The sequence below is a fragment of the Pseudoxanthomonas sp. PXM02 genome, assembly GCF_014851805.1.
Taxonomy (GTDB): Bacteria; Pseudomonadota; Gammaproteobacteria; order Xanthomonadales; family Xanthomonadaceae; genus Pseudoxanthomonas_A.
In genome coordinates, this window is record NZ_JACVAK010000003.1 from 515,323 (window position 1) to 541,870 (window position 26,548).

General features: G+C 67.1%; 26 protein-coding genes. 17 read left to right on the forward strand and 9 right to left on the reverse strand.

What is annotated here, in order from left to right:
* Positions 1 to 139: 139 nt before the first annotated feature.
* Genes IB225_RS16425 through IB225_RS16450 form a run of 6 tightly spaced genes read left to right on the forward strand, consistent with a single transcriptional unit; the run spans position 140 to position 4,214 of the window.
* A complete protein-coding gene (locus tag IB225_RS16425) occupies positions 140 to 928 on the forward strand; it encodes an ATP-binding cassette domain-containing protein (RefSeq protein ID WP_192312483.1) in 789 nt (262 codons plus the stop codon).
* On the forward strand, positions 928 to 1,680 hold the full coding sequence (locus IB225_RS16430; RefSeq protein ID WP_192312485.1) for an MlaE family lipid ABC transporter permease subunit: 753 nt from the start codon (positions 928 to 930) through the stop codon (positions 1,678 to 1,680). Before IB225_RS16425 ends, IB225_RS16430 begins: the two co-directional genes overlap by 1 nt.
* A gap of 4 nt (positions 1,681 to 1,684) precedes the next feature.
* Positions 1,685 to 2,224 carry an outer membrane lipid asymmetry maintenance protein MlaD gene (gene mlaD / locus IB225_RS16435; RefSeq protein WP_192312487.1) on the forward strand — a complete coding sequence of 180 codons (540 nt, stop codon included), beginning with the start codon at positions 1,685 to 1,687 and terminating at the stop codon, positions 2,222 to 2,224.
* 8 nt (positions 2,225 to 2,232) lie between these two features.
* Positions 2,233 to 2,895, forward strand: a complete 663-nt coding sequence (locus IB225_RS16440) for an ABC transporter substrate-binding protein (RefSeq protein WP_192312914.1) — start codon at positions 2,233 to 2,235, stop codon at positions 2,893 to 2,895.
* The gene (locus tag IB225_RS16445) at positions 2,879 to 3,181 is read left to right on the forward strand and encodes an STAS domain-containing protein (RefSeq protein WP_345776635.1); all 303 of its coding nucleotides are present in this window, start codon (positions 2,879 to 2,881) and stop codon (positions 3,179 to 3,181) included. Before IB225_RS16440 ends, IB225_RS16445 begins: the two co-directional genes overlap by 17 nt.
* Before the next feature lie 28 nt (positions 3,182 to 3,209).
* Positions 3,210 to 4,214, forward strand: coding sequence for a VacJ family lipoprotein (locus IB225_RS16450; protein ID WP_192312491.1), 1,005 nt, complete (start codon positions 3,210 to 3,212; stop codon positions 4,212 to 4,214).
* 69 nt (positions 4,215 to 4,283) lie between these two features.
* On the opposite strand, the gene IB225_RS16455 is transcribed toward IB225_RS16450, so the two are convergent.
* A complete protein-coding gene (locus IB225_RS16455) occupies positions 4,284 to 4,826 on the reverse strand; it encodes a glutathione peroxidase (RefSeq protein ID WP_192312499.1) in 543 nt (180 codons plus the stop codon).
* Between the two features lie 35 nt (positions 4,827 to 4,861).
* Positions 4,862 to 6,217 carry a DNA recombination protein RmuC gene (rmuC, locus tag IB225_RS16460; RefSeq protein WP_192312501.1) on the reverse strand — a complete coding sequence of 452 codons (1,356 nt, stop codon included), beginning with the start codon at positions 6,215 to 6,217 and terminating at the stop codon, positions 4,862 to 4,864.
* 94 nt (positions 6,218 to 6,311) lie between these two features.
* On the opposite strand from rmuC, the gene IB225_RS16465 reads away from it, so the two are divergent.
* The 3 genes from IB225_RS16465 to fabV all read left to right on the forward strand — a co-directional run bounded on the left by IB225_RS16465 (position 6,312) and on the right by fabV (position 10,000).
* The gene (locus tag IB225_RS16465) at positions 6,312 to 7,019 is read left to right on the forward strand and encodes a suppressor of fused domain protein (RefSeq protein ID WP_192312503.1); all 708 of its coding nucleotides are present in this window, start codon (positions 6,312 to 6,314) and stop codon (positions 7,017 to 7,019) included.
* A gap of 156 nt (positions 7,020 to 7,175) precedes the next feature.
* Positions 7,176 to 8,612, forward strand: coding sequence for an amino acid permease (locus IB225_RS16470; RefSeq protein WP_192312505.1), 1,437 nt, complete (start codon positions 7,176 to 7,178; stop codon positions 8,610 to 8,612).
* 170 nt (positions 8,613 to 8,782) lie between these two features.
* Entirely contained in the window at positions 8,783 to 10,000 is a 1,218-nt protein-coding gene (fabV, locus tag IB225_RS16475; protein WP_192312507.1) for an enoyl-ACP reductase FabV, read from the forward strand.
* 138 nt (positions 10,001 to 10,138) lie between these two features.
* Here fabV and IB225_RS16480 read toward each other — a convergent pair whose 3' ends face one another.
* Both IB225_RS16480 and IB225_RS16485 read right to left on the reverse strand, forming a co-directional pair.
* The gene (locus tag IB225_RS16480; RefSeq protein WP_192312510.1) at positions 10,139 to 10,807 is read right to left on the reverse strand and encodes a DUF1080 domain-containing protein; all 669 of its coding nucleotides are present in this window, start codon (positions 10,805 to 10,807) and stop codon (positions 10,139 to 10,141) included.
* Position 10,808: 1 nt separating this feature from the next.
* Entirely contained in the window at positions 10,809 to 11,978 is a 1,170-nt protein-coding gene (locus IB225_RS16485) for a class I SAM-dependent rRNA methyltransferase (protein WP_192312512.1), read from the reverse strand.
* 242 nt (positions 11,979 to 12,220) lie between these two features.
* Between IB225_RS16485 and IB225_RS16490 the strand changes: the two genes are divergently transcribed.
* From IB225_RS16490 to IB225_RS16500, 3 genes are all read left to right on the forward strand, one after another.
* Positions 12,221 to 13,180 (forward strand): TerC family protein, encoded by a 960-nt coding sequence (locus IB225_RS16490; RefSeq protein WP_192312514.1) that lies wholly within the window; start codon positions 12,221 to 12,223, stop codon positions 13,178 to 13,180.
* Between the two features lie 90 nt (positions 13,181 to 13,270).
* Complete coding sequence (locus tag IB225_RS16495) at positions 13,271 to 14,050, forward strand: rhomboid family intramembrane serine protease (protein ID WP_192312522.1); 780 nt, start codon at positions 13,271 to 13,273, stop codon at positions 14,048 to 14,050.
* A 53-nt stretch (positions 14,051 to 14,103) separates the two neighbouring features.
* A complete protein-coding gene (locus IB225_RS16500) occupies positions 14,104 to 15,228 on the forward strand; it encodes a glycoside hydrolase family 18 protein (RefSeq protein WP_192312524.1) in 1,125 nt (374 codons plus the stop codon).
* A 72-nt stretch (positions 15,229 to 15,300) separates the two neighbouring features.
* On the opposite strand, the gene IB225_RS16505 is transcribed toward IB225_RS16500, so the two are convergent.
* Entirely contained in the window at positions 15,301 to 17,586 is a 2,286-nt protein-coding gene (locus tag IB225_RS16505) for a TonB-dependent receptor (protein ID WP_192312526.1), read from the reverse strand.
* Positions 17,587 to 17,849: 263 nt separating this feature from the next.
* Here IB225_RS16505 and IB225_RS16510 point away from each other — a divergent pair, with 263 nt between their 5' ends.
* Positions 17,850 to 18,869: a TIGR00266 family protein gene (locus IB225_RS16510; RefSeq protein WP_192312528.1), complete on the forward strand. Its 1,020-nt coding sequence runs from the start codon at positions 17,850 to 17,852 to the stop codon at positions 18,867 to 18,869.
* 79 nt (positions 18,870 to 18,948) lie between these two features.
* Positions 18,949 to 19,986 carry a patatin-like phospholipase family protein gene (locus IB225_RS16515; RefSeq protein ID WP_192312530.1) on the forward strand — a complete coding sequence of 346 codons (1,038 nt, stop codon included), beginning with the start codon at positions 18,949 to 18,951 and terminating at the stop codon, positions 19,984 to 19,986.
* Between the two features lie 4 nt (positions 19,987 to 19,990).
* Here IB225_RS16515 and IB225_RS16520 read toward each other — a convergent pair whose 3' ends face one another.
* The 4 genes from IB225_RS16520 to IB225_RS16535 form a co-directional block, all read right to left on the reverse strand.
* Complete coding sequence (locus IB225_RS16520) at positions 19,991 to 20,602, reverse strand: N-methyl-D-aspartate receptor NMDAR2C subunit (RefSeq protein ID WP_192312532.1); 612 nt, start codon at positions 20,600 to 20,602, stop codon at positions 19,991 to 19,993.
* 127 nt (positions 20,603 to 20,729) lie between these two features.
* Positions 20,730 to 21,032, reverse strand: a complete 303-nt coding sequence (locus IB225_RS16525) for a putative quinol monooxygenase (RefSeq protein ID WP_192312534.1) — start codon at positions 21,030 to 21,032, stop codon at positions 20,730 to 20,732.
* Between the two features lie 44 nt (positions 21,033 to 21,076).
* A complete protein-coding gene (locus IB225_RS16530) occupies positions 21,077 to 21,757 on the reverse strand; it encodes a hypothetical protein (RefSeq protein ID WP_192312536.1) in 681 nt (226 codons plus the stop codon).
* Positions 21,754 to 22,236, reverse strand: a complete 483-nt coding sequence (locus tag IB225_RS16535; RefSeq protein WP_192312538.1) for an Lrp/AsnC family transcriptional regulator — start codon at positions 22,234 to 22,236, stop codon at positions 21,754 to 21,756. The genes IB225_RS16530 and IB225_RS16535 overlap by 4 nt, the downstream gene beginning before the upstream one ends.
* Before the next feature lie 129 nt (positions 22,237 to 22,365).
* Here IB225_RS16535 and phhA point away from each other — a divergent pair, with 129 nt between their 5' ends.
* From phhA to acnD, 3 genes are all read left to right on the forward strand, one after another.
* The gene (gene phhA / locus IB225_RS16540; RefSeq protein WP_192312540.1) at positions 22,366 to 23,250 is read left to right on the forward strand and encodes a phenylalanine 4-monooxygenase; all 885 of its coding nucleotides are present in this window, start codon (positions 22,366 to 22,368) and stop codon (positions 23,248 to 23,250) included.
* A 45-nt stretch (positions 23,251 to 23,295) separates the two neighbouring features.
* Positions 23,296 to 23,751 (forward strand): azurin, encoded by a 456-nt coding sequence (gene azu, locus IB225_RS16545; protein WP_192312542.1) that lies wholly within the window; start codon positions 23,296 to 23,298, stop codon positions 23,749 to 23,751.
* A 151-nt stretch (positions 23,752 to 23,902) separates the two neighbouring features.
* Positions 23,903 to 26,518 (forward strand): Fe/S-dependent 2-methylisocitrate dehydratase AcnD, encoded by a 2,616-nt coding sequence (acnD, locus tag IB225_RS16550; protein ID WP_192312544.1) that lies wholly within the window; start codon positions 23,903 to 23,905, stop codon positions 26,516 to 26,518.
* Positions 26,519 to 26,548: the final 30 nt, after the last annotated feature.

Consider the following 26,548-nt stretch of genomic DNA (forward strand, 5'->3'; position numbering starts at 1 on the left):
GCCGCACGCAAATACGACAAGGACGCGACATGGGTGCCACAATAATCAAACTGCGCGGTACGGTTTATGTTCAGCCGCTGGCCGCGAAGCTACGCCGTTGTTTTTCCGTTAACCCCCTGCTGGTCCGCCGACGACGCCCATGACGCCTGCCGACGCCCCTGCCGTGCACCTGTCCGGTCTCCGCCTCGATCGCGGTGGCCGCACCATCCTGCGCGGCATCGACCTGACCGTTCCCCGCGGCAGCATCGCTGCGGTGCTCGGTCCGTCCGGCAGCGGCAAGTCGACGATGCTGGCCGCGCTGACCGGCGAGCTGCCGCCGGCGGCGGGCACGGTGGAGGTATTCGGCCAGCCGGTGCCGCACCGCAGCCGCGCGCTGCTGGAAATGCGCAAGGGCGTGGGCGTGCTGCTTCAGGGCAACGGTCTGCTGACCGACCTGACGGTGGCCGAGAACGTCGCGCTGCCGCTGCGCACGCATACCAAGCTGCCGGACGCGCTGATCCGCCGGCTGGTGGCGTTCAAGTTGAACGCGGTCGGCCTGCGTGCCGCCGCCGATGCCTACCCGCGCGAACTGTCCGGCGGCATGGCGCGCCGCGTGGCGCTGGCCCGTGCGCTGGCACTGGACCCGCCGCTGATGATCTACGACGAGCCGCTGACCGGGCTGGACCCGATCGCCTCGGGCGTGATCATGAGCCTGATCCAGCGCCTCAACGACACGCTGGGCCTGACCAGCATCATCGTGACCCACCACGTGCACGAGACGCTGCCGATCGCCGACCAGGCGGTCGTCATCGCCAACGGCGGCCTGGTGTTCTCCGGCACGCCGGCCGAACTGGAAGCCAGCACCGACCCGCTGGTGCAGCAGTTCCTGCGCGGCGAGCCCGACGGCCCGATCGCATTCGACACGGTCACACGCGGGGAGGCCGCCTGATGCCGTTTGTTGACGCCACCCGTTCGCTGGGCCGTGCCGGACTGTTCTCGCTGTCGGTCTTCCGTGCCTCGAAACCCACTCGAGACTTCTTCGCCGAGCTGACCCGCGAGATCTACAAGATCGGCGGCCGTTCGCTGCCGATCATCGCCGTGGGCGGCGCGTTCGTGGGCCTGGTGCTGACGCTGCAGGGCTACCGCACGTTGACCACGTTCGGCGCCAGCGATGCGCTGTCCACGCTGCTGGGCCTGTCGCTGTACCGCGAGTTGGGCCCGGTGCTGACCGCGCTGCTGTTCATCGGCCGCGCCGGCAGTTCGATCGCCGCCGAACTGGGCCTGATGCGCGCCACCGACCAGATCAAGGCGCTGGAACTGATGGCGATCGACCCGGTCGCCAAGGCCGTGGCGCCGCGCTTCTGGGCGGCGGTGCTGACGGTGCCGCTGCTGACCGGCTTCTTCTGCTCGCTTGCGATCAGCGCCAGCTACTTCGAAGCCGTGCATGTGCTCGGCCTCGACAACGGCACGTTCTGGTCGGCGCTGCAGAACAGCGTCGATTTCTGGGACGACTTCGGCGTGGCACTGCTGAAGTCGGCCGTGTTCGGTGGCACCAGCGCGCTGGTGGCGGCCTACGTGGGCTTCCACGCCGAGCCGACCATCGAAGGCACCTCGGTGGCGACCACCCGCGCGGTGGTGAACGCCTCGCTGCTGGTGCTGATGTTCAATTTCGTCATGTCTGCATTGCTGTTCAGGAGCTGACCCCATGTCCGTCCGTGGACCCCGTCTTGAGTTCGCCGTCGGCGCCTTCCTGCTGCTGGCCCTGGCCTCGCTGCTGGTGCTGGCGCTGGCCTCCACCAACAAGCGCTTCGGCGTGGGCGGCGGCAGCTACGAGCTGACCGCGCGCTTTTCCAACCTCGGCCAGCTGCGCAAGCAGGCACCGGTGAAGATCGGTGGCGTGGTGATCGGGCAGGTGGCCGACATTCAGCTGGATCCGGTCAAGTTCGACTCCATCGTGACCCTGTCCATCGACAGCCAGTACAAGGACCTGCCGGCCGACACCGCCGCCGGCATCTTCACCAGCGGCCTGCTGGGCGAGAACTACATCGGGCTGTCGCCCGGCGGCGATCCGGAAGTGCTGAAGCCGGGCGAAGAGATCGCCTTCACCCAGCCGGCGGTCGACCTGCTGCAGCTGGCCGGCAAGTACATGTTCAGTGGCGGCGCCAACAATGCCGCAGGCTCCGGGGAAACCCCGGCCAGCGGCGAGACCGCCGCGCCCCCCGTTACGGAAGAACCCACGCCATGAAGACCCTGATGAAGCATTCCTTCCTCTCCATCGCCCTGTCGGCCGCCCTGCTGGCGACCGCGCCGGCCAGCGTCTTCGCACAGGCCGCGGCACCCGCCGCCGCCACGAAGCCGAACACCGCCAGCCAGGTCGTGCTGAGCAGCAGCACGCGCATCCTGACCACGCTCGACCAGCGCCGCGCCGAGTTCAAGTCGAACCCCGCCGCGCTGCGCCAGTTCGTCACCGGCGAGTTCAACACGCTGTTCGACGGCGACTACGCCGCCCGTCTGGTACTGGGCGTGCACGGTCGCGGCGCCTCCGACGCCGACGTGAAGCTGTTCGGCCAGGCCCTGACCGAGCGCCTGCTGTCCGCCTACGGCGCGCGTCTGGCCGACTTCAACGCCCGCCTGAAGGTGCGCGTGAAGTCCGAGACGCCGCTGCCCGGCGGCCGTGGCGTGAAGGTCGATACCGAGTTCGTGCAGGCCGACCAGACCGTCACCCCGATCACCTTCTACGCGCGCAACGTGGGCGGCCAGTGGAAGGTGTTCGACGTGCTGCCGGAAGGCGTGTCCTTCGTGCAGACGTTCAAGACCCAGTTCGATACGCCGCTGCGGCAGAAGTCCATCGCCCAGGTGGCGGCGGACCTGAAGTCCGGCAAGTTGCAGGTCAATGGTAGTGGCAGCAGCAACTGACGCCAGCGTCCGGCGGGACGGCGATGCGCTCGTGTTCGCGGGCGCGCTGAACCGTGCGGCCGCCGCCGCGCTGTGGCCACAGGCCTCGACGCAGCTGGCCGGTGCGCAACGCTTCGTCCTGACCAACGTCACTACCGTCGACAGTGCCGGGCTGGCACTGTTGGCGGAGCTGGCCGCGCGCCTGCGCGCCGGCGGCATCACCCCCCGTTTCGAAGGCCAGCCCACTGGCCTGACCGATCTCCAGGCCGCGTACCGCCTGACGCCGGAACTGGATTTCCCGGCGTAACCCCTCCCCCGCAGTCCCAGGAATCAGGATGAATCTGTTCCGCCTCAGCACTGTCGTCCTGCTGGCCGCCCTGGCAAGCGCCTGTGCATCGGCTCCCAAGTCCTCGGCGGATGCGCCGGCCGAGGCGGTGGTGATCGACAGTACCGTCGCCGCCCCGCTGCCGCCCGAACCTCCCATCGATCCCGCGAGCATCGACGCGCCCGCACCGGCGACGGATGTGGCCACGGCGTCCGAAGGCGAAGACGACTTCGCCGCGATCTACGGCCAGGGCGCGTACGACCCGGTTGCCGACCCGACCCTGCCTGCGCCCGCGCAGTCGCCGGTCGCCTACGACCCGTGGGAGAAGTTCAACCGCAAGGTGCACGCGTTCAACAACGCGGTCGACCGTGCCATCGCGCGACCGCTGGCAAAAGCCTACGTCGCGGCCGTACCGCGGCCGGTGCGCCTGGGCGTGGGCAACTTCTTCGACAACCTGCGCCAGCCGCTGACGATGGTGAACCAGCTGCTGCAGGGTCGCCCGCGCGATGCCACGCAGACGCTGGGACGTTTCCTGCTGAATTCGACGGTCGGCATCGGCGGCATCTTCGACCCCGCCAGCGACCTGAAGATGAAGCGTCGCAGCGAGGACTTCGGCCAGACACTGGGCACGTGGGGCTGGCGTCGTTCGCGGTACGTGGAGCTGCCGTTCTTCGGTCCGCGCACGGTGCGCGACGTACTCGGCCTGGCCGGCGACATGCCGCTCAGTCCGACGCGTTACGTGGAGGACGACAAGGCCCGGATCTTCCTGCAGGGCCTGAACCTGGTCGACACGCGTGCGCAGCTGCTGTCGCTGGACAGCCTGCGCGAAGGCGCGGTGGACGACTATGCGCTGGTCCGCGATTCGTGGCTGCAGCGCCGCAACTACCAGATCGAAAGCCACCGCAGTTCCAAGCAGCAGACCGAAGACGAACTGCCGGAGTACCTGCAGGAAGAAAACAACCCGACCGTGCCGGCGGATGCGATGCCGATGCCGGAGATCAGCGGCGGCGGTTGAGCCAACGCTGACGTGGAAACGAAAAAGCCGGCGCATGCGCCGGCTTTTTCTTTGGCTGGCGACAAGCGATCAGGCCAGCGCGCGCTCGACCGCCTCGCGCAGGCGCGCATCGTCGGCGGTGACGTCGGGGGCAAAGCGCGCGATCACCTGGCCGTCGCGGCCGACTAGGAACTTCTCGAAGTTCCACAGGATGCCGGGGGCCGGGTTCGTCGGCAGGCCAAGCCCGGCCAGCTTCTCGCGCAACGGACCTTCGCCGGTAGCCGCCGGCTGCGCGTCGATCAGCGCCTGGTAGAGCGGATGCGTGCCGTCGCCGGTGACGGCGATCTTGGCGAACATCGGGAAGGTCACGTCGTAGGTCAGCGAGCAGAACTGGCGGATCTCGTCCTCGCTGCCCGGCTCCTGGCCCATGAAATCGTTGGCCGGGAAACCCAGCACCTCCAGCCCGGCGTCGTGCTGTTCGCGATAGAGCTTCTCCAGACCTTCGTACTGCGGGGTCAGGCCGCACTTGGAGGCGACGTTGACCACCAGCAGCACCTTGCCGGCGTGATCGGCGAGCGTGGCCGGCTGGCCGTCGAGCGCGGTGAGGGGAATGGATTGCAGCGGAGTGCTCATGGCGATGGCCTGGTGAGAGGAGGAAGAGGAAACGATCACGCGTCGTCGTCGGGGACATCGCCCAGCAGTCGCTGGGACTCTTCGCCCGGCAGCGCTTCGACGCCGCGCAGCTGGCGCTCGATCGCACGCGTGCGGACGCCGGCCTGCTTGATGCTGTTCTGCACCGTGTCCAGCTGGCTGTTCGCTTTCTCCAGCACGGTGGCGAACTTGCCGAATTCTGTCTTCACCGCACCGAGCAGCACGCGCACCTCGCTGGAGCGCTTTTCGATGGCCAGCGTACGGAAGCCCATCTGCAGGCTGTTGAGCAGCGCGGCCAGCGTGGTGGGGCCGGCGACGACGATGCGGTGCTCGCGCTGCAGCGTATCGACCAGGCCAGGGCGGCGGATCGCTTCCGCATAAAGCCCTTCGGTGGCGAGGAACAACACGGCGAAGTCGGTGGTGTGCGGCGGCACCACGTACTTCTCGTTGATCGACTTGGCCTGCACCTTGATCGCGCGCTCCAGTTGCGTGGCGGCGGTACGCATGGCGTCGGCATCGCCGCGCTCCTGCGCGTCGAGCAGGCGCTCGTAGTCCTCGCGCGGGAACTTGGCGTCGATCGGCAGCCACACCGGCACGTCGCCATCCTGGCGACCCGGCAGGCGGATCGCGAAATCCACCGCCTCGTTGCTGTCGGGGCGCACCCTCACGCTGCGCGCGAACTGCTCGGCGGTCAGCACCTGCTCCAGCAGGTTCTCCAGCTGCACTTCGCCCCAGCCGCCGCGATCCTTGACGTTGGTCAGTACGCGCTTGAGGTCACCGACGCCCGTGGCGAGCTGCTGCATTTCGCCCAGGCCGCGCTGCACGGCTTCCAGTCGCTCCGATACCAGCGAGAACGACGCGTCCAGGCGCTGGGTCAAGGTCGCCTGCAGCTTCTCGTCGACGGTCGCGCGCATCTGTTCCAGCTTCTGCGCGTTGTCGGTCTGCAGTTCCTTCAGGCGGCCTTCCAGCGTGGTACGCATCTCGCCGATGCGCTGCTCGTTGCGCTGGGTCAGTTCGTTGAGCCGTTGGCTGAGCGTGTCGGCGAAGCGCTGCTGCGACTCGGAGGCTTCCAGTCGTCCCTTGCGGGCGTCTTCTGTCAGCGTGTCGCGCAACACGTCCAGGCGCTGGTCGGTGCGCGTGCTGAGATCGGCCAGGCTGCGGCCGAAGCCATCGATACGCACTTCCTGCGCGCGCGACAGCCCTTCCAGCTGTTCGCGCAGTTCACCGCGGCCTTCGCGCTGCTCGTCGCGCAGCGCGCGCTCCAGCAGGTCGCCGATGCGCGCCTCCGGGCGGCGCAGCACCAGTACCGCCAGCAGGACGACAGCGATGGCCACGAGGACGAGCAGGAGGAGGAGCAGGGTCTGGGAATCCATGCGGACAGTGTAGCCGCTGGCGTCTCATCGCCTGCGCCGGCGACATCGCGAACGGCCTCGCAAGCGAAGCGCGCGCGGCATCACGGAAGCGGACATGCGCCTTGACCCCCTGCCGTCCGCCATCGCACAGTCGCGGCGCACTGACCGCCTGGGGAAAGCCGGCATGCTGCAACGCCTCCGCACGCTGATGGGCGCCGCGCCCGATCCGCTGCCTGCCTTTGCGGCGGCACGGGCGGCCGCGTTGCACGACGCACTGGGCGAACCGATACGCGTCGACCTCGACCCGGACCGCCGCCATCGCGTCGACGTGCATGTCTACGCACGGACCTTTGCCGACGACCGCGTCCCTGGCTACATGCTGGCCACCAGTGGCATGAGCGACCGGCTGATGACGATGCCCGCCGGCTACGACGGCGACGAGTCCGCCGCGCGCGAGCTGTTCTGGTACGTGCGCGAACCCACGTCCGACTTCATCGAACGGCTGCGCTGGCTGGCGAAGCTGCCGTTCACCGAGGACAGCTGGCTCGGCTACGGCCACACCGTCCCGTTGCCGACGCCGCCACTGGAGGCGTCGCCGTTCTCCACCTTCCTGCTGCTGCCACCGGCCCTGCCGGCCGACCGCCACCTGTTCGACAACCTGCACCTGCACGGCCATGGCGTGGAGGCGCTGGTCGTACACCTGCTGTCGGATGCCGAGTACGACCTGGTGCGCTCGGACGAAGGCCTGGACGTGTTCCTGGACCTGCTCGACGTGCACCGCTACCCGCAGGTCTTCGATCCGGCGCGGGCGTCGTATCTCTGAGCCGCGTGCTGCGGCGCCAATTGCCAGCGCTGCCGTGCGCGCTTAGGCTGCTGGCGGTCCCGGGGCGGGGATACGCCCACGGGTCGCCCTCCCCACATCCTTGCCACGCCGGCGCGCTGCCGGCGTTGTTCCGTTGACGCATCCCGAGGAGTTTCCATGACCTGGCTACGGCGCAAATCCATCGACCGGATCACCGAGCACGAAGAAGGCCGGCGACTGGTCCCCACGCTGAGCTGGCCGCACCTGGTGGCGCTGGGCATCGGCGCGATCGTCGGCACCGGCATCTACACGCTGATCGGCGTGGGTGCCGAGAAGGCCGGCCCCGCGGTGCTGATCTCCTTCGTCGTGGCTGGCGTGGTCTGCGCCTGTGCGGCACTGGCCTATGCCGAACTGTCGACGATGATGCCGGCCGCCGGCAGCGCCTACACCTACAGCTACGGCGTGCTGGGTGAATCCATCGCCTGGATCGTGGGCTGGAGCCTGATCCTCGAATACTCGCTGGTCGTCAGCACGGTGGCCGTGGGGTGGTCCGGTTACTTCGTCGGCTTCCTCGAATGGGTGCAACAGAATTTCGGCTGGAACGTCACCCTGCCCGCCGCGCTGTCGGCCGGTCCGCATGCCGGTGGCATCATCAATCTGCCCGCCATCGTCATCACCTTCGCCGTCGCCGGCCTGCTGATCGCCGGCACGCGCGAGAGCGCCACGCTCAACGCGATCCTGGTGGTGTTCAAGCTGATCGCGCTGGCGGTGTTCATCGCGGTCGCGCTGCCGGCATTCAACCCGGACAACCTGCAGCCGTTCATGCCGTACGGCTTCCCGAAGTCGATCGGGCCGGATGGCGTGGAACGCGGCGTGATGGCGGCGGCGGCGATCATCTTCTTCGCGTTCTACGGCTTCGACGCGATCTCCACGGCGGCCGAAGAGACCAAGAACCCCGGTCGCGACCTGTCCATCGGCATCATCGGATCGATGGTCGGCTGCACGCTGATCTACCTGGTGGTCGCGGTGGCGGCGGTCGGTGCGCTGAGCTACACGGTGTTCGGCCAGAGTGCCGAGCCGCTGGCGCTGATCATGCGCGAACTCGGCCACGGCACCGCTGCGCTGGTGATCGGCATCGTGGCGATCGTCGCCCTGCCGACGGTGCTGTTGGCGTTCTTCTACGGCCAGAGCCGCATCTTCTTCGTGATGTCGCGCGACGGCCTGCTGCCGCGCAGCCTGTCGAAAGTCAACGCACGCACCGGCACGCCGGTGGCGATCACGGTGTTCACCGCCGTGCTGGTCGCGGCGCTGGCCGGCGTGGCGCGCCTGGATGAAATCGCCGCGCTCGCCAACGCCGGTACGCTCGCGGCGTTCGTCGCCGTCGGCGTCTGCCTGCTGGTGCTGCGCACACGCGAACCGAATCGTCCGCGCGTGTTCCGCACGCCGCTGGCGTGGCTGGTCGGTCCGGTCGCGATCCTCGGCTGCCTCTACCTGTTCTGGAGCCTGCCGCACCGCACGCAGCTGTGGTTCCTGATCTGGAACGTGGTCGGCATCGTCGTCTATCTCGCCTACAGCCGTCGCAACAGCATGCTGGCCAAGGGCGGCGACGCGTAATCGCGTTGCCATCCTCATATCGAAGAAGCGGGCTCCGGCCCGCTTTTTCTTTGCCCGCGCAGGATGGACCCGCGCACGCCATACGCATGCGTGTGCAGGATCGATGCTTCAATCCCGGCGCCCACGGCACTAAGATGCCGCGCAGGCACACCATCCCCCGGGTTACGACGTTGATCATCCATCCCAAAGTCCGCGGCTTCATCTGCACCACCACCCATCCGCTCGGTTGCGAGCTCAACGTGCGTGACCAGATCGCCGCGACGCGCGCACAGGGCGTGCGCAACAACGGCCCGAAGAAGGTGCTGGTGATCGGCGCGTCCAGCGGCTACGGCCTGGCGGCGCGCATCAGCGCGGCATTCGGTTATGGCGCGGACACGCTGGGCGTGTTCTTCGAAAAGCCCGGCAGCGAGAAGAAGGCCGGCACTGCGGGCTGGTACAACTCGGCTGCGTTCGACAAGGCGGCGAAGGAAGCCGGCCTGTACAGCCGTTCGATCAACGGCGATGCGTTCTCCGACGAGGCGCGCGCCAAGGTCATCGAGCTGATCAGGAACGAGATGGGCGGCCAGGTCGACCTGGTGGTCTATTCGCTGGCCTCGCCGGTACGCAAGCTGCCGTCCACCGGTGAAGTGAAGCGCTCGGCACTGAAGCCGATCGGCGCGCCGTACACCTCCACCGCCATCGACACCAACAAGGACCAGATCACCCAGGCCACGATCGAGCCGGCGACCGAGCAGGAGATCGAAGACACCGTCACCGTGATGGGCGGGCAGGACTGGGAACTGTGGATCGATGCGCTGGCCACCGCCGGCGTGCTGGCCGACGGCGCGCGCACGGTGGCCTTCAGCTACATCGGCACCGACATCACCTGGCCGATCTACTGGCACGGCGCGCTGGGCCGCGCCAAGGTCGACCTGGACCAGACGGCGCAGCGCCTGGACGCACGCCTGAAGACCACCGGCGGCACGGCGAATGTCGCGGTACTGAAGTCGGTAGTGACGCAGGCCAGTTCCGCGATCCCGGTGATGCCGCTGTACATCAGCATCGTGTTCAAGGTGATGAAGGAACTGGGCCTGCACGAAGGCACCATCGAGCAACTCGACCGCCTGTTCCGCGACCGCATGTACCGCGCCGACAGCGCGCCGGCCGAGACCGACGACGAGAACCGCCTGCGCCTGGACGACTGGGAACTGAAGCCGGAAGTGCAGGCTCAGGCGAAGGCGCTGTGGCCGCAGGTCACCAGCGAGAACCTGTTCCAGCTGACCGACTACGCCAACTACAAGCACGAGTTCCTGAAGCTGTTCGGCTTCGAGCGCAGCGACGTGGACTACGACGCCGACGTGAATCCGAATGTGCAGTTCGATTGCATCGAGTTGACGCCGGAGAGCTGAGCGTCTTTATTGGCGCATGAAGAAAAGGCGGGCTTCGGCCCGCCTTTTTTGTTGATCTTGTCTGTGGGAGCGACGTAAGTCGCGATGAGCCTGTGCAGCGATCCGTCATCGCGACTTACGTCGCTCCCACAACAGAAGCTACGGGCAGCCCTGCCCAAGCGAGCGGATGCGCATGTTGCGCAGATACACCGCGTTGCCATGATCCTGCAGTCCGAGATGTCCTCGACGTGCCTTGGCGAACTCTGCTTGCCCGGCGAACTTGCTGGCGGCTACGCGCCGACGCCAGCCATCGCTGTCCGTGTCGTACGCAGCGACACGGACGCCATTGAGCCAGTGCTCCACGCGCGGACCGCAGGCGACGATGCGTGCCTGGTTGTATTCCTCAATGGGACGCAACACATCGCGCGCCGGCGCGACGAGGTCGTACACGGCTCCCGCGCGATGGCTCGGCACGATGCGATCCTCGGCTTCCCGATCATCAAGCAGCTGGTACTCCACCGCCCGCGCCCAGATCGGCGACGCGTCGACCGCGCGATAGAACAGGCCGCTGTTGCCGCCGGCAGGCAGGCGCCATTCCAGTTCCAGCTCGAAGTCGCCGTAAGTGTCGACGCTGATGATGTCGCCGCCACCGGCCACGGTCAGTGCGAGTTCGCCGTCACGGACCTGCCAGCGCGCGTCCAGCGTGGAGGCGCCGACGCTGCGCCACTGGCTGGCATCGGCCAGCGACTGCCACGGCGCATCCGGGGTGGATGCGCAGCCTGCCAACAGTGCGGCGAGCAGGACGGTTGCGATCCGCGCGCCGCGCATCTCAGTCGACCACGCGGCAGAACACGGCCTTCAGGTAGCGCGATTCCTGCACGTGCGCCATGAACGGATGGTCCGGACCGGCACCCGCGACCTTGAGGATCTGGATGGTGCGGCCGGAGAAGTAGGCGGCGCGGCGCAGCATGTCGAGGAACTGTTCCTCGCTGACCAGGCCGGTGCACGAGAAGGTCGCGAACAGGCCGCCCGGCTTCACCACGCCCAGCGCCAGCTTGTTCATGTCGAGGTACTTCTTCAGCGCGGCGATCACCTGCTCGCGGTCGCGCGTCATCTTGGCGGGATCGAGGATCACCACGTCGTACTGCTCGCCGCGGTTCGCCGCATCGCGCAGGTACGGGAAGATGTCGGCCTGCACGAACTTCGGTCGCGCGTTGTTGAGCTTGGCGTTGCCCTTGGCGATCTGGATGACGTCCTGGTCGATGTCCACGCCGACCACCTCGGACGCACCGCGCGCGGCCGCGTACACCGCGAAGCCGCCGGTATTGCAGCACAGGTCGAGCACGCTCTTGCCCTCGACCTGGCGGCTGAGCCATTCGCGGTTCTCGCGCTGGTCGGCGAAGAAGCCGGTCTTGTGCGCGCCCGCCGGATCGGCGCGGAACTTCACGCCGTACTCGGTAATGATCGCCGCTTCGGTGGTGGTGTTGCCGTGGAACTCGAAGCTCTCCTGCTTCTGCACATGCTCGTCGGCGAAGCTGTGGAAGCGGCAGCCGGGGAACTGCTCGCGCAGCGCCTCGTAGATCCACTCGCGGTGGCGGAACATGCCGGCGGCGAAGAACTCGACCACGATCAGGTCGCCGTAGCGGTCCACCACCAGGCCGGACAGGCCGTCGCCCTCGGCATGCACCACGCGCCAGGCATCGGTGATCGCGTCCAGCTTCAGCACGTCGCGACGCAGCGACACCGCATCGGCGATCTTGCGCGAGAACCAGCCAGCGTCCACCGGAATGTCGGGATGCGTCTCCAGGATGCGCACGGCGATGCGCGAATGGCCGTTGTAGAAGCCGCGGCCGATCCATTCGCCATCCACGCCGACGACCTCGACGAGGCTGCCGGGCTTGGGCTTCTGGGCGGGCTTCTCGACCAGTTTCTGGAAGATCCACGGGTGGCTGGAACGCCAGGCGTTCTTCAGGCGTACGGTCGGGTTGGGCGTGTTCATGAACGCATTTTACCCGCGTGGTTGACCCGGCCGGGCGCCATCCGGACAATTCGCCGCAGAAGGGGAGTAGCTCCCAACGTGCCGGCCGTCATTTCGAGCAGCGATGCTCCGGTCCCACGGCAGCCCACCGGGCTGTGAGCGAGACCTTCGCCGCGATGGCGAAGGCATACCCTGGATCCCCGTTTCCCGGTTCCCGAGATGTCCGCGCCCGCGGCCGTCCTCCACATTTTTTCGGGAATCTCATGGAAACGATTGGCAACCCCTGGTTGTGGGCCGGCTTCGGCGGCCTGGTGGTGATCGCGCTCTTGGTCGACCTGGTGCTGATGCGCCACGGCGGGCCGCACAAGGTCACGTTCAAGGAGGCGATGTGGTGGAGCCTGGGCTGGGTCGCCCTGGCGATGGCCTTCAACGGCGGCCTGTGGTGGTACGTCAATGAAACCGCCGGCCTGGTGGAAGCGAACCGCGTGGGCCTGGAGTTCCTGACCGGCTATCTGGTCGAAAAGGCGCTTGCCGTCGACAACATCTTCGTCTTCCTGATGGTGATGACCTACTTCGCGGTGCCGGAGGAACAGCGCCAGCGCGTACTGGTGATCGGCATCCTGGGCGCGATTGTCCTGCGCAGCATCCTGATCTTCGCGGGCGCGGCGTTGCTGGCGAAGTTCCACTGGCTGCTCTACCTCTTCGGCGCGTTCCTGCTGCTGACCGGCATCAAGATGTGGTTCGCCGCGGGCAAGGAACCGGACCTGGAGAAGAACCCGGCACTGCGCTGGATGCGTGGCCACCTGAAGCTGACCGATGGCTACCGCGGTGACAAGCTGAGCGTGCGCGAGAACGGCACGCGCTGGTTCACGCCGCTGTTCGTGGTGCTGGTGCTGATCGGCGTGACCGACGTGATCTTCGCGGTGGACAGCATCCCGGCGATCTTCGCGATCACCTCGGACCCGTTCATCGTGCTGACGTCGAACGTGTTCGCGGTGCTGGGCCTGCGCGCGATGTTCTTCCTGCTGGCCGGCATGGCCGACCGCTTCCACCTGCTGCCGTACGGACTGGCGGTGGTGCTGGGCTTCATCGGCACCAAGATGCTGCTGATCGACATCTACAAGATCCCGGTGCCGTGGGCGCTGGGCACGGTGGCCGCGATCCTGGCCGTCACCGTCGCGCTGAGCCTGGCGCGGCCACAAAAGACTGATCCGGCCGTCTGATCCGGCCATGGCAGACCATCCCGCCCGCGGGATGGTCTGTCCATCGCGGCACGGGCTTGCAATCGCCCGGGCCGCCGCCAGAACTGGTTCATGGACCTGCATCCCGACGACCCGGCGTACGACCCGGACAGCCAGCAGCGCTACGACCGCAAGCGCATCCTGCGGGCGCTCAACCTGAGCCTGGCCTTCGTGCTGGTGCTGGCCATCGTGTACTCGGCGCAGGGCAGCTTCGACCTGCGGCCCTTCACCATCTCGCCGCTGTCGACAGAAGGTCTGCTCGGCATCCTCACCGCGCCGCTGCTGCACGGTTCGCTGGAACACATCGCGGCGAACGCGTCGGCCTTGCTGATCCTCGGCACGCTCGCCGGCGCGGTCTATCCGCGCGCGACGCTGTGGGCGATTCCGCTGGTGTGGCTGGGTTCCGGCCTGGGGCCCTGGCTGCTGGCCGATCCCGGCACGCATACGCTGGGCGCCAGCGGCCTGACCCACGGCCTGATGTTCATGATCTTCATGCTGGGCCTGCTGCGCCGCGACCGCGCGGCGATCGCGGCCGGCATGATCGCCTTCCTGTTCTACGGCGGCATGGTGCTGACCATCCTGCCACGCGAAGCCGGTGTGTCGTGGCAGGCGCACCTGGGCGGTGCCGTCGCGGGCCTGATCGCGGCATTCCTGTTCCGTCGCCTCGATCCCGAATTGCCGCGCAAGAAGTACAGCTGGGAGATCGAGGAAGAGGAAGCGGCCGCCCGCGGCGAGGACGAACTCGAACTGCCGGCGCCGCGCGAAGTCCCGCTGCTGTGGGTGCGTCCGGAACACCCGGAAGAGGAACAGCGCGGCGTCGTGCTCAATTTCCCGCCGCGCAAGCAGGAATGAACCCGCGGCTATAGTGGCGGTCCCGCCCGCGTGGCGACGACCGTGGAGTGCCCGTGCCCCGCTTCGCCACCTGCCTGCTGGCGCTGATCGCGCTGCTGCCTTTCACCGGCAACGCCGAGACAAACGCCGAAACACCTGTGCACCGTCCCATCGTGATCGGTTACGTGATGGACGGCGCCACGTTGCCACCCATCGATGCACGCAAGCTGGATGCGATCAACTTCGCGTTCGCGCACGTCAACGAGGCACATGAGATCTTCCTGCGTGGCGACACGGCAACGCCCGCGCTCGCGGGCCTCAATGCACTGAAAGCCGACAATCCCGACCTGAAGCTGCTGCTGTCAGTCGGCGGCTGGGGATCGGGCCACTTCTCCGAAGCGGCGGCGAACGACACCGCACGCGCCGCATTCGCCGAGAGCGCCGCACGGCTGGTCGTGCAGCACAGGCTGGACGGCATCGACATCGATTGGGAGTACCCCACCCTGCCCGGCCCGGGCATCAGCCACAGTCCGGCCGACCGCGACAACTTCACCCGGATGCTGCAGGCCGTGCGCAACCAGCTTGATGCGCTCGGCAAGAAGGATGGACACCACTATCTGCTGACGATCGCGGCCGCGGACGGCGAAGCAGCACGCGGGCTCGACCTGCCACGCATCGTGCCGTTGCTGGACTGGATCAACCTGATGACCTACGACTTCTTCGGCAGCCTGACGCCGGTGACGGGCCATCATGCGGCGCTCGGTCGCTCAGCCAGTGCCCCGGCAGATGCACGCACGACGATCGCGGCCGTGGACGAATTCCTGGCCGGTGGCGTGCCCCCCGCGAAGCTCAACGTCGGCGCCGCGTTCTACGGGCGCAAGTTCGTGCGTGTACAGCGCGCGAACCACGGCCTGCATCAGGCCTACGGTGAGCATGCGGCGTTCCTGTCGTGGCGCGAACTGCAGGCCGACTACATCGACCGCAACGGCTATGTGCGTCACTGGGACAAGGAGGCACAGGCGGCGTGGCTATGGAACGAGGCCGACGCGAGCTTCGTCACGTACGAGAGTCCGGAAGCACTGCGTGCGAAGGCCGCCTTCGTGCGCGAGCGCGGCCTGGGAGGCGTGATGTACTGGGAACACCGCCAGGACGACGGCACCCTGCTCGACGCGCTGCGCGACGGCCTGTACGGCCCATGACGAGAAAAGGCGCCACCCGCGAGGATGGCGCCTTCCGTCGATGCAGAGTTCCCGTGAAAGGGAACCGCCGGATCAGAACTTCGCGCTGAACTCCACACCCACCGTGCGCGGCTCGTTGATGAAGCCGGTCAAGTTGTTGAAGTCGATGCCGCCGACGATGCGACGCTGGTCGGTGATGTTGCGGCCGAACAGTGCGACCTCGTAGTCGCCGTAGCCCCAGCCGTAGCCCACGCGCAGGCCGCCTTCCAGCGTCGACTTGCCGGTGAACTCGATCGAGTCGTACAGGAAGAAGTTCACTTCACTGCGGTAGGCCCAGTCGGTGTAGACGTACAGCTCGCTGCCGTCGCCCAGGCCGAAGCTGTAGCGCGCGGTCAGGTTGTGCACCCACTTCGGCGCCTGCGGCAGGTCGTTGCCATCGATCAGCGCCAGTCCGCCGGCGGTGCGCGGATCAGTGACAGTGCACGCGGCGCACACGGCGACGGCCAGGTCTTCGTCCTGGATTTCGGTGTCGTTGTAGCTGCTGCCCAGGGTCACCAGCAGGTTGTCCAGCACGTAGGCCTGGAAGTCCAGCTCGAAGCCCTTGCCCACCGACTTCTCGGCGTTGAGCAGGATGTTGGCGTTGGCCGCGCCACCGACGGCAGTCAGCTGCTGGTCCTTGACGCGGTAGTAGTACACGCCGGCGCTGAGGCGCGCGCGCTTGTCCCAGAAGTCCGCCTTCACGCCCGTCTCGACCGACGTGACGGTCTCGGGGTCGGCAACCGACTTGGCATTGAACGCACCCGCGCTCTGGATGCTGCTGCCACGGAAACCGGTGGCGGCACGCGCATACAGATTGACGTCGTCGCTGACCGCGTACGTGGCCGACAGGTCCCAGTTGAACTTCTTATCTTCCGGCGATGCGGACAGGTCGCCGTCGGGCTCCAGCGCCGTCAGCTGCGCCAGCGTGCACTTGCCCGCCAGCACGCAGGCGGCGAAGCCGGTGTTCCAGTAGTCCTCGACCGTCAGCTTCTTCTCGTCGACGGTGTAGCGCAGGCCTGCACGCAGTTCCAACTTGTCAGTCGCCTGCCACGTCGCCGCGCCGAACACGGCCCACGCATCGTTGGTCTGGCGGATGCGCTGGTAGCCGTCCTGTGCGCTGTTGTTGAGCGAGTCGTAGCTGAAGCTTTCGACGCGGTAGTCTTCCTTGAAATAGAACACGCCGGCCTGCCAGTTCCACGGTCCCGCGTAATTGGACTCGATGCGGAATTCCTGCGTCCACTGCGAGTGGTCCGGGATGCCATCGGCCGTTTCCGACGCGAACGGGATCACGCCGGGACCGGAGTCGGGCAGGAAGGACGCGCCGTAGCCACCGTCGATGTCGCCGCGGTTGATCGTCTCGACGCTCTCGTAGCCGGTGATCGAATACAGCGTGTAGTCGCCCACGTTCCAGTTGAGGCGTGCGCTGGCGCCCTGCGACTCCAGCTCGGAGTAGTTCAGGCCATCCTGCGAGACCTTGTCTTCGTCGAAGCCGGGGACGAAGTTGTTGGTGCCGGGCTGGATGATGTTGGCGCGGAACAGGCGGGCCGTGCCGTTGAGCTTGCGCGCATGCGCATTGAGCAGCGCTTCGAAGCCATCGCCTTCGTACAGGAACTGCACGCGGCCGGCGGACTCGTCGTAGCCTTCGAAGCCGTCGTTCGGACCCGGGTAGGTGTTGGTGACCCAGTCGTCACGGCGCTGGTACAGCACTGACGCGCGCGCCGACCAGTTCTGGCTCAGCGCACCACCGACCGCACCTTCCAGGTTCCACATGTTGTCGCTGCCGACGCCGACCTTGCCGTAGCCGCTGGTCTCCTGCGACGGCTTGGCCGATTCGAACTTCACCACGCCGGCCGGCGTATTGCGGCCGAACAGCGAACCCTGCGGACCGCGCAACACTTCCACCTGCTCCAGGTCGAACAGCGGGAAGCCCTTCAGGATCGGGTTTTCCTGCACCACGTCGTCGTACACCAGCGAGACCGGCTGCGAGGTGTTGAGGCGGAAGTCGGTGTTGCCGTAGCCGCGGATATAGAAGCGCGGGAACGCGCGGCCGAACGAGGACTCGATGTTGAGGCTGGGCACGCGTCCGGACAGGAAGCGGATGTCGGTACCGCCGGAAGCCAGCACGCCGAGCTGTTCGCCGTTGACCGTGCTGATGGAGACCGGTACGTCCTGGATGTTCTCGACCTTGCGCTGCGCGGTGACCTGCACGGTGTCGAGCGTGGCGGCGTCGGTGGCGGCGGGTGCCGACTCCTGGGCGAAAGCGGTGCCGAAGGGCAGCAGCGCGGCGATGGCAAAGGCGAGGCGATGCGGCCGGACAGCGGCCGGGCGGACTGGGGACATGGCGGTGGCTTTCCGAGTGGGTGGGAGTCGGGGCGCGCGGCGGCGCTAGCACGCGAATGTTGCATTACAGCAACAAGGGGGGCAATGGCCGGAAGTCCCCCTGCCGACGAAGGTAACGGTGGTTGCCCGAATCGCACCGCCTTTCCGTACCCGGGCCGCCCCTGCGGTACGTTCAGGTAGCCGCACCATGACCGCCGGCAGATGACGGGACGCCCGGCCCGACGGCTAGACTCGGCGCCCTCTCCCGCCTCCGGATTGCCGTCATGAGCCAGTGGTTCTTCCATACCCCCGCCGACAACCAGCGCCACGGTCCGCTGGACGAAATGGCGGCCCGCGACTTCGCCCGGCGCTCGCCCGCCGCCCTGGCCTGGCGCGAAGGCATGCGCGAGTGGAAGCCGGTGCGCGAGCTGCCCGAACTTGCCGCCGCCGCAGCGCCTCCGGCGCACCTGCCGCCACTGCCCGGGAGCGGTGCCCGCAAGGTCGCCGACGAGATCGATTTCCGCATCGTGGGCGGCGACATGCAGTTCGTCGAAGTGGAACTGGATCCGGGCGAGAGCGCCATCGCCGAAGCCGGCGCGTTGATGTTCAAGGACAGCGCCGTGCAGATGGACACCGTGTTCGGCGACGGCTCGCATAGCGGCCAGGGCGGCGGCCTGATGGACAAGCTGTTCTCCGCCGGCAAGCGCGTGCTAACCGGCGAAAGCCTGTTCACCACGTTGTACACGCACACGGGCCAGGGCAAGGCGAAGGTCGCCTTCGCCGCGCCCTACCCCGGCACCGTGCTGGCGATGAAGCTGGACGAACACGGCGGCCGTCTGATCTGCCAGAAGGACAGCTTCCTTGCGGGCGCACGCGGCGTATCGATCGGCATCCACTTCCAGCGCAAGATCCTCACCGGCCTGTTCGGCGGCGAGGGTTTCATCATGCAGAAGCTGGAAGGCGATGGCTGGGTGTTCGTGCACGCCGGCGGCACCGTGGTGGAGCGCGAACTGAAGGTCGGCGAGCGCATCGACGTGGACACCGGCTGCGTGGTGGCCTACCACGCCAGCGTCAACATGGACGTGCGGCCGGTCAGCGGCATCAAGAGCATGTTCTTCGGCGGCGAAGGCGTGTTCCTCGCCACGCTGACAGGCCCGGGCAAAGTGTGGCTGCAGTCGCTGCCGTTCTCGCGCCTGGCCGGCCGCATGCTGCAGGCCGCGCCGCAGGGGGGCGGTCAGAACCGCGGCGAGGGTTCGGTGCTCGGCGGCCTGGGCCGCATGCTGGACGGCGACAACAGCTTCTGAAGACGCGACCGCGGTTGGTCTTCGTTTCGGCGTCGCCCTGTATGCTCCGCCGCTGGTCGCCCCACCCCACCCTGCCCCCATGCACCTGATCCGTCGCTCGCGTCCTTTCTTGCTCGCCTTCTGCGCCGTCCTGCTGGCCGCGTGCGGCGGCGACAACGTCAAGCCCGCGCCGCCACCGGTGCCGGTCGCGACGGTGCCGCCGGCGCCCAAGGTCAAGGTGGGCATCGCATTGGGCGGTGGCGCGGCAAAAGGCTTCGCGCATATCGGCGTGATCAAGATGCTGGAAGCCAACGGCATCGAGCCGGTGGTCGTGTCGGGCACCAGTGCTGGCAGCGTCGTCGGCGCGCTGTATGCCAGCGGCATGGACCCGTTCCAGATGCAGAAGCAGGCCTTCTCGCTGGACGAAGCCAGCATCCGCGACGTGCGGCTGTTCTCCGGTGGCCTGGTGCAGGGCCAGAAGCTGCAGGACTACGTCAACGACCTGGTCGGCAAGCGCACCATCCAGCAATTGAAGAAGCCGTTCGCCGCTGTGTCCACGCAGCTTGAGAACGGCGAGCGCACGGTGTTCGTGCGTGGCAACACCGGCCAGGCGGTGCGCGCATCGAGCAGCATCCCGGGCGTGTTCGAGCCGGTGGTGATCGGCAAGGCCAGCTATGTGGATGGCGGCGTGGTCAGCCCGGTGCCGGTGGATGCCGCGCGCCAGCTGGGCGCCGACTTCGTCATCGCGGTGGACATCTCCACCAAGGCGCCCGGCACCAAGCCCGGCAGCATGCTGGGCATCGTCAACCAGTCCATCAGCATCATGGGCCAGCGCCTGGGCGAACAGGAACTGGCGCGCGCCGACATCGTCATCCGTCCGAAGGTCAACGACATCGGCCCGGCCGACTTCGAGCAGAAGAACAACGCCATCCTTGAGGGCGAACGCGCCGCGCTGGCGGCGATGCCGCAGATCAAGGCCAAGCTCGCCGAACTGCAACGCACCCGCACGGCCGCACACGCTGCGAAGCATGCACCGCCGAAGCCCGATCCGCGCTGCCTGGAAGAACCCTCGCGGCTGGGCCGCCTGTTCGGTCGCGACGTGAAGTGCGATGCCGCCGGGCAACCGGTGAAACCGTAATCGTCTAGGACGTCACGCGACGCAGGTTGTCGCGTGCCCTCGCCTCCAGCGCATCGTGGAAATGCGGCATGCTGTAGATCGCCGGACGTTCCATGAAGCCGAGCAGGATCTCCTTCCGCTTGCGACGGAACAGGAACCCCGGCACGTAACTGTATTCCTTGCGGATCTGCTGTTCGTACTCGTCGAAGCGTGCGCGCTCCGCGCCGAGGATCGACAGGTCGATATCGACCAGCAGCTGCTCATCGCGGCCCGACGGCACCGCGGTATGCCGCGTTGCCATCACCAGGTCATGCACATGCCGGACAGACTCGCCCGGGACACCGGCTGCAAGTAGCGCATCGCGCGCCCAGTCGGCGCTGCGCTGTTCGTTGTCGTGGCCTTTGACGTCGTAGATAGCGTCGTGGAACCACAGCGCCATCTCGACCGCATGCGGGTGGTCCGCGAGTACCTGGGCGTCATCGAAGGCCGCCAGGCATTCACCGAGGTGCTGGAGCGTGTGGTAATGGCGCTGCGGTTCCGCGTAAGCGGTTTTCAGCTGTTCGAACAGCGCACCGCCCTCGCCCGGCGCGCCGATGCCGGTCCATGCGCGTTGCCAAGAGGTGAGGAAGAGATCCATGGCGCAGTCTAGGGCGAAAGAGTTGCAAGCACCGGGAGTACAGGTGTGGGAGCGACGTAAGTCGCGATGAATTGCGACGATACCGCCATCGCGACTTACGTCGCTCCCACACCAATGTTCTGTGCGATCACCGCGTGGACGGCAACCCATGCCCGCCCACCGGCACCGTCTCGACATGGCTGTCGAAACCCGCGATCAGTGGCCGCGCTTTCGAGATGGCCTGCTGCACCGCCGGCAACGACAGCGATGCCTTGTGGCTGGCGGCATCGGTCCAGACCTCGGTGATCCAGATCGCATCGGCGTCGGCCGGATCCTGCGCGATGACATAGCTCAGGCAGCCCGGCATGCCGTCCGTGCCCTCGAGCAGGATGGCAAGCAAGGCATCGCGTTGGCCGGGCGTGGCGCGCATCTTGCCGATCAGTCCGTACATCGGTGTTCTCCGTCGGAATGGCGTGCGTTGTAGCACACGCTCCGCTAGTCGCCCCACTTGGCCATGTAGCGTTCGTACCCCTTCTTCCATGGCGCCGACCCGAAGGCGCCGCCGCTCTGGTGGGTCAGGCTGATCGGCCAAGTCCCCAGGGCCAGTCCGGCCCCCCGGGCCGAACGGCAGAAGTCCATGTCGTAGAAATGGAAGGCGAAGCACGGATCGAACCGCACTCCTTTCTCGACGATGCGCGCACGGTTGGCTGCAAGGAACACGCCGTCCAGCAGCTCGCAGTCGGCGGGGACGTCACCGAAGTGGGATACCGCGCCGAACGGATAGGGCCCGTGCGCGACCGCACCCGACAGATAGGCCTTGTCGTCCCACGCGAGCGAGGCATCGGCGAATGCCCAGGCGGTCTGTCCCGGTTGCCTGCGCCGGTTGCCCGCCACACCGACGATGTCGTAGCGACGGATCGCGTCTCCGATACGATCCGCCAGGAAGCAGTCATCCAGCCACACGTCGTCATGCACGAACAGCAGCACATCGCTGCCTTCGCTCTCCTCGATCGCCTGGTTGTAGACGTCGGGCAAGCCACGCTGGTTCTGGTAGGCGATCCGTCCGCGGATGCGGCCATCGAACGAGAGCCGGCGCAACGACGCACCCAACGCGCTGCCTTCCCAGAACGCCTGCTCCGTCCGGCGTGTCGCAGAAGCGATCATGATCGACGTCATCGTGCATCCCCCAGCGGCAGGCCAGCATCGGTCTTCACCGCGCGCAGCACGAAGCTGGAGTTCACGTCGGCCACGCCGCTGGCGTTGAGCAGGCCGTCCAGCAGGAAGCGCGAGAAGTGCTCCAGGTCCTGCACCACCACGTGCAGCAGGTAGTCCATGTCGCCGGTCAACGCGTAGCAGGCCACCACCTCATCCCTCGCTCGCACGCCATCGCCGAAGTGCTGGACGCTGGCCGGGTCGTGCCGCTCCAGCTGGACCCGCACGAACGCCTGCAGGCCCAGGCCGACCGCCTTTGGATCGACACGCGCGCCGTACCCGGCGATCACGCCGTTCGCCTCCAGCCGCTGGATGCGGCGCAGGCAGGCCGAGGGCGACAGGTTCACTTGGGCAGCGATATCGGCGTTGGTGGCACGGCCATCGCGCTGCAGCAGGGCGAGCAGGCGCAGGTCGGTTCGGTCGAGCGAGGCTGATTCGGTCATTTAATGCACAAAATATCAATTGTGTGCACGATTATTGCTCCATTTGGCGGCATGAGCGCAACTTTGCAAGCCTGTTGCGCGGCTCAGCGGCTAGCATCGTCGAATCATCAGGCCACCCGGGAAACCGCCATGAACGAGCCGCGCCGCGTCGAGCACCAGCAGACCGACAAGGGGTACGTGCCGGTCTATACGACCGCGATCGTGGACCAACCCGCGGACTACCCGGCCGATGACCACGCCACCTGGGGCACGCTGTACGAGCGCCAGCGGGCGTTGCTGGTCGGCCGCGCCTGCGACGAGTTCCTGCAGGCGCAGGACGCCATGGGCATGACGCCGGACCGCATTCCGCGCTTCGACGAACTGAACGAGGTGCTGCGCGCCACCACCGGCTGGACGCTGGTCGGCGTGGAAGGCCTGCTGCCGGAGCTGGAGTTCTTCGACCATCTGGCCAACCGCCGCTTTCCGGTGACGTGGTGGATCCGTCGCCCGGACCAGATCGACTACATCGCCGAACCGGACCTGTTCCACGACCTGTTCGGCCATGTGCCGCTGCTGATGAACCCGGTGTTCGCCGACTACATGGAGGCGTACGGCAAGGGCGGCGTGAAGGCGCACGGCATCGGCACGGACGCGCTGCAGCACCTGACGCGGCTCTACTGGTACACGGTGGAGTTCGGCCTGATCAACACGAAGGACGGCCTGCGCATCTACGGCGCCGGCATCGTGTCGTCGAAGGGCGAGTCGCTGTATTCGCTGGAGTCGGACGCGCCCAACCGCATCGGTTTCGACCTGGAACGGATCATGCGCACGCGCTACCGCATCGACACATTCCAGAAGACGTATTTCGTCATCGACAGCTTCGAGCAGCTGATGAACGCCACTGCGCCGGATTTCACGCCGATCTATGCGCGGCTGGAGAAGCAGGACGCGATCCCGGCCGGTGACGTACGCGAAGACGACAAGGTGTATACGCGTGGCACCGGCGAAGGCTGGGCCGACGGCGGCGACGTCTGACGCAACGCTTACAATCGTGGCATCCCTCGCTCCCGTGGATGCCCGATGCTCCGACGCCTGCTTCCATTGATTGCGCTCTGCGCGCTGCTGTCCCTCTCCAACGCCGCTTTCGCCCGCAACTGCGCGGTGACGATCGAGGCGACGGACATGATGACCTTCAACCTGAAAACCATCCGCGTGCCCGGCGATTGCGCGCAGCTGCGCGTGGTGTTGAAGCACGTGGGCCGCATGCCGGCGCAGGCGATGGGGCACAACTGGGTGCTGACGGAAACGCGCCATCACCGCGAGGTGGGACTGGCCGGCGGTCGCATGAAACTGGCCGATGCCTATGTCCCGCGCAACGATGCCCGCGTGATCGCGCATACGCCGGTGATCGGCGGCGGACAGACGACCGAGGTGGTGTTCCCGACGTCCCGTCTGCGCAAGGGCGGCGACTACACCTTCTTCTGCAGCTTCCCCGGCCACTGGAACATGATGAAGGGCGTGCTGGTCTTCGAATGACCCTGTAGGTTGATGGTTTCCGTCAACGCATCGGCGATTTCTTTCCGACGGCGGGTCTTCGCTGCACGTGGGCGGGCAGGGGCTCCGGTAGCATAGTGACCACGCGCCGGGCTTGCGCCACGCGCGCCTCGTTCACAGCTGACGGCACGCCATGAATACCGATTACCGCACCTCGCTCCCGGGCACGAAGCTCGACTATTACGACGCGCGCGCCGCCGTCGATGCGCTGCAGGCCGGCGCCTGGGCCGCGCTGCCGTACACCGCGCGCGTCCACGCCGAGAACATCGTCCGCCGCGCCGATCCCGCGCGCCGCGACGACTACCTGCGCCAGCTCATCGAGCGCCGCCGCGACCTGGATTTCCCGTGGTTCCCGGTGCGCGTGGTCTGCCACGACATCCTCGGCCAGACCGCACTGGTCGACCTGGCCGGCCTGCGCGATGCCATCGCCGACATGGGCGGCGATCCGGCGCAGGTGAACCCGGTGGTGCCGGTGCAGCTGATCGTCGACCACTCGTTGGCGGTGGAGTGCGGCGGCTACGACCCGGATGCGTTCGCGAAGAACCGCGCCATCGAGGACCGCCGCAACGAGGACCGGTTCCACTTCATCGACTGGACCAAGCTCGCGTTCAAGAACGTCGACGTGATTCTGCCGGGCAACGGGATCATGCACCAGATCAACCTGGAGAAGATGTCGCCAGTGGTCTACATCCAGGACGGCGTCGCGTTTCCCGACACCTGCGTCGGTACCGACAGCCACACACCGCATGTCGATGCGCTGGGTGTCATCGCGATCGGCGTCGGTGGACTGGAAGCGGAAAACGTCATGCTCGGCCGCGCTTCGTGGATGCGCACGCCGGACATCGTCGGCGTCGAACTCAGTGGCAGGCCGCAGCCCGGCATCACTGCAACCGACGTGGTGCTGGCACTGACCGAATTCCTGCGCCAATCGAAAGTCGTCGGCGCGTACCTGGAGTTCCGTGGCGAAGGCGCCGCGGCGCTGACCATCGGCGACCGCGCGACGATTTCCAACATGGCGCCCGAGTACGGCGCGACCGCGGCGATGTTCTTCATCGACGACAACACGCTGGACTATCTGCGCCTGACCGGTCGCAGCGACGAGCAGGTCGCGCTGGTCGAAACCTACGCAAAGACCGCCGGTCTGTGGGCCGACGATCTGAAGACCGCGCAATACGAGCGCACGCTGCAGTTCGACTTGTCCACCGTCGTGCGCAACATGGCTGGCCCGTCGAACCCGCACAAGCGCTTGCCGACCAGCGCGCTGGCCGAGCGCGGCATCGCCGACGAAGCCAAGCTGCAGGCGGGCAGGGGAGAGGAAGCGCAGGGTTTGATGCCCGATGGCGCGGTGATCATCGCCGCGATCACCTCGTGCACCAACACCAGCAATCCGCGCAACGTGATCGCCGCCGCGCTGCTCGCGCGCAACGCGAACGCGAAGGGCCTGGTGCGCAAGCCATGGGTGAAGTCGTCGCTGGCACCGGGCTCCAAGGCCGTGCAGCTGTACCTGGAAGAGTCCGGCCTGCTGCCCGACCTGGAGCAGCTCGGTTTCGGCATCGTCGCCTTCGCCTGCACCACCTGCAACGGCATGAGCGGCGCGCTGGACCCGAAAATCCAGCAGGAAATCATCGACCGCGACCTGTATGCGACGGCCGTGCTGTCGGGTAACCGCAACTTCGACGGCCGCATCCATCCGTATGCGAAGCAGGCCTTCCTTGCTTCGCCGCCGCTGGTGATCGCCTACGCCATTGCCGGTACCGTGCGTTTCGATATCGAGAAGGACGCGCTGGGCATAGATGCCGACGGCAACCCGATCACGCTGAAGGACATCTGGCCCAGCGATGAGGAGATCGACGCCATCGTCAAGGCGAGCGTGAAGCCGGCGCAGTTCCGCAAGGTCTACGAACCGATGTTCAACGTGCGCGTCGAGCACGGCGGCAAGGTCGATCCGCTGTACGCCTGGCGCCCGCAGAGCACCTACATCCGCCGCCCGCCGTACTGGGAAGGCGCACTGGCAGGCGCGCGCACGCTGCGCGGCATGCGCCCGCTGGCGGTGCTGGGCGACAACATCACCACCGACCACCTGTCGCCGTCGAACGCGATCCTCGCGTCCAGCGCGGCCGGCGAATACCTGGCGAAGATGGGCCTGCCGGAGGAGGACTTCAATTCCTACGCCACGCATCGCGGCGACCACCTGACCGCGCAGCGCGCGACCTTCGCCAATCCGCAGCTGGTCAACGAGATGGCAGTGGTCGGCGGCGAAGTGAAGAAGGGTTCGCTGGCCCGCATCGAGCCGGACGGGCAGGTGGTGCGCATGTGGGAAGCCATCGAGACCTACATGGACCGCAAGCAGCCCCTGGTGATCATCGCCGGCGCCGACTACGGTCAGGGTAGTTCGCGCGACTGGGCGGCGAAGGGCGTGCGGCTGGCGGGCGTGGAAGCCATCGTCGCCGAGGGCTTCGAGCGCATCCACCGCACCAACCTGATCGGCATGGGCGTGCTGCCGCTGGAGTTCAAGCCGGGGGAGACCCGCAAGACCTACGGCATCGACGGCACGGAGACCTTCGACGTGGTCGGCGAGCGCAGGCCACGTGCCGACCTGACGCTGGTGATCCACCGCGCCAACGGCGAGACCGTGCAGGTACCGGTGACCTGCCGGCTGGATTCGGATGAGGAAGTGTCGATCTACGAGGCGGGTGGGGTGCTGCAGCGGTTCGCGCAGGATTTCCTCGACGCGTCGAAAGCGGCCTGACCCGTTCGTCGACTCGGTACACCCAACGCA

Excerpts from the sequence above, each read along its gene's own strand:
- azu (WP_192312542.1), top strand. The coding sequence starts at position 23,296 with ATGCTCCGACGCCTGCTTCCATTGATTGCGCTCTGCGCGCTGCTGTCC.
- IB225_RS16505 (WP_192312526.1), bottom strand. The coding sequence starts at position 17,586 with ATGTCCCCAGTCCGCCCGGCCGCTGTCCGGCCGCATCGCCTCGCCTTT.
- IB225_RS16490 (WP_192312514.1), top strand. The coding sequence starts at position 12,221 with ATGGAAACGATTGGCAACCCCTGGTTGTGGGCCGGCTTCGGCGGCCTG.
- IB225_RS16425 (WP_192312483.1), top strand. The coding sequence starts at position 140 with ATGACGCCTGCCGACGCCCCTGCCGTGCACCTGTCCGGTCTCCGCCTC.
- IB225_RS16535 (WP_192312538.1), bottom strand. The coding sequence starts at position 22,236 with ATGACCGAATCAGCCTCGCTCGACCGAACCGACCTGCGCCTGCTCGCC.
- phhA (WP_192312540.1), top strand. The coding sequence starts at position 22,366 with ATGAACGAGCCGCGCCGCGTCGAGCACCAGCAGACCGACAAGGGGTAC.
- IB225_RS16430 (WP_192312485.1), top strand. The coding sequence starts at position 928 with ATGCCGTTTGTTGACGCCACCCGTTCGCTGGGCCGTGCCGGACTGTTC.
- IB225_RS16480 (WP_192312510.1), bottom strand. The coding sequence starts at position 10,807 with ATGCGCGGCGCGCGGATCGCAACCGTCCTGCTCGCCGCACTGTTGGCA.
- rmuC (WP_192312501.1), bottom strand. The coding sequence starts at position 6,217 with ATGGATTCCCAGACCCTGCTCCTCCTCCTGCTCGTCCTCGTGGCCATC.
- IB225_RS16440 (WP_192312914.1), top strand. The coding sequence starts at position 2,233 with ATGAAGCATTCCTTCCTCTCCATCGCCCTGTCGGCCGCCCTGCTGGCG.
- IB225_RS16510 (WP_192312528.1), top strand. The coding sequence starts at position 17,850 with ATGAGCCAGTGGTTCTTCCATACCCCCGCCGACAACCAGCGCCACGGT.
- IB225_RS16450 (WP_192312491.1), top strand. The coding sequence starts at position 3,210 with ATGAATCTGTTCCGCCTCAGCACTGTCGTCCTGCTGGCCGCCCTGGCA.
- IB225_RS16515 (WP_192312530.1), top strand. The coding sequence starts at position 18,949 with ATGCACCTGATCCGTCGCTCGCGTCCTTTCTTGCTCGCCTTCTGCGCC.
- IB225_RS16525 (WP_192312534.1), bottom strand. The coding sequence starts at position 21,032 with ATGTACGGACTGATCGGCAAGATGCGCGCCACGCCCGGCCAACGCGAT.
- IB225_RS16530 (WP_192312536.1), bottom strand. The coding sequence starts at position 21,757 with ATGACGTCGATCATGATCGCTTCTGCGACACGCCGGACGGAGCAGGCG.
- IB225_RS16520 (WP_192312532.1), bottom strand. The coding sequence starts at position 20,602 with ATGGATCTCTTCCTCACCTCTTGGCAACGCGCATGGACCGGCATCGGC.
- IB225_RS16470 (WP_192312505.1), top strand. The coding sequence starts at position 7,176 with ATGACCTGGCTACGGCGCAAATCCATCGACCGGATCACCGAGCACGAA.
- mlaD (WP_192312487.1), top strand. The coding sequence starts at position 1,685 with ATGTCCGTCCGTGGACCCCGTCTTGAGTTCGCCGTCGGCGCCTTCCTG.
- IB225_RS16495 (WP_192312522.1), top strand. The coding sequence starts at position 13,271 with ATGGACCTGCATCCCGACGACCCGGCGTACGACCCGGACAGCCAGCAG.
- acnD (WP_192312544.1), top strand. The coding sequence starts at position 23,903 with ATGAATACCGATTACCGCACCTCGCTCCCGGGCACGAAGCTCGACTAT.
- IB225_RS16465 (WP_192312503.1), top strand. The coding sequence starts at position 6,312 with ATGCGCCTTGACCCCCTGCCGTCCGCCATCGCACAGTCGCGGCGCACT.
- IB225_RS16485 (WP_192312512.1), bottom strand. The coding sequence starts at position 11,978 with ATGAACACGCCCAACCCGACCGTACGCCTGAAGAACGCCTGGCGTTCC.
- IB225_RS16455 (WP_192312499.1), bottom strand. The coding sequence starts at position 4,826 with ATGAGCACTCCGCTGCAATCCATTCCCCTCACCGCGCTCGACGGCCAG.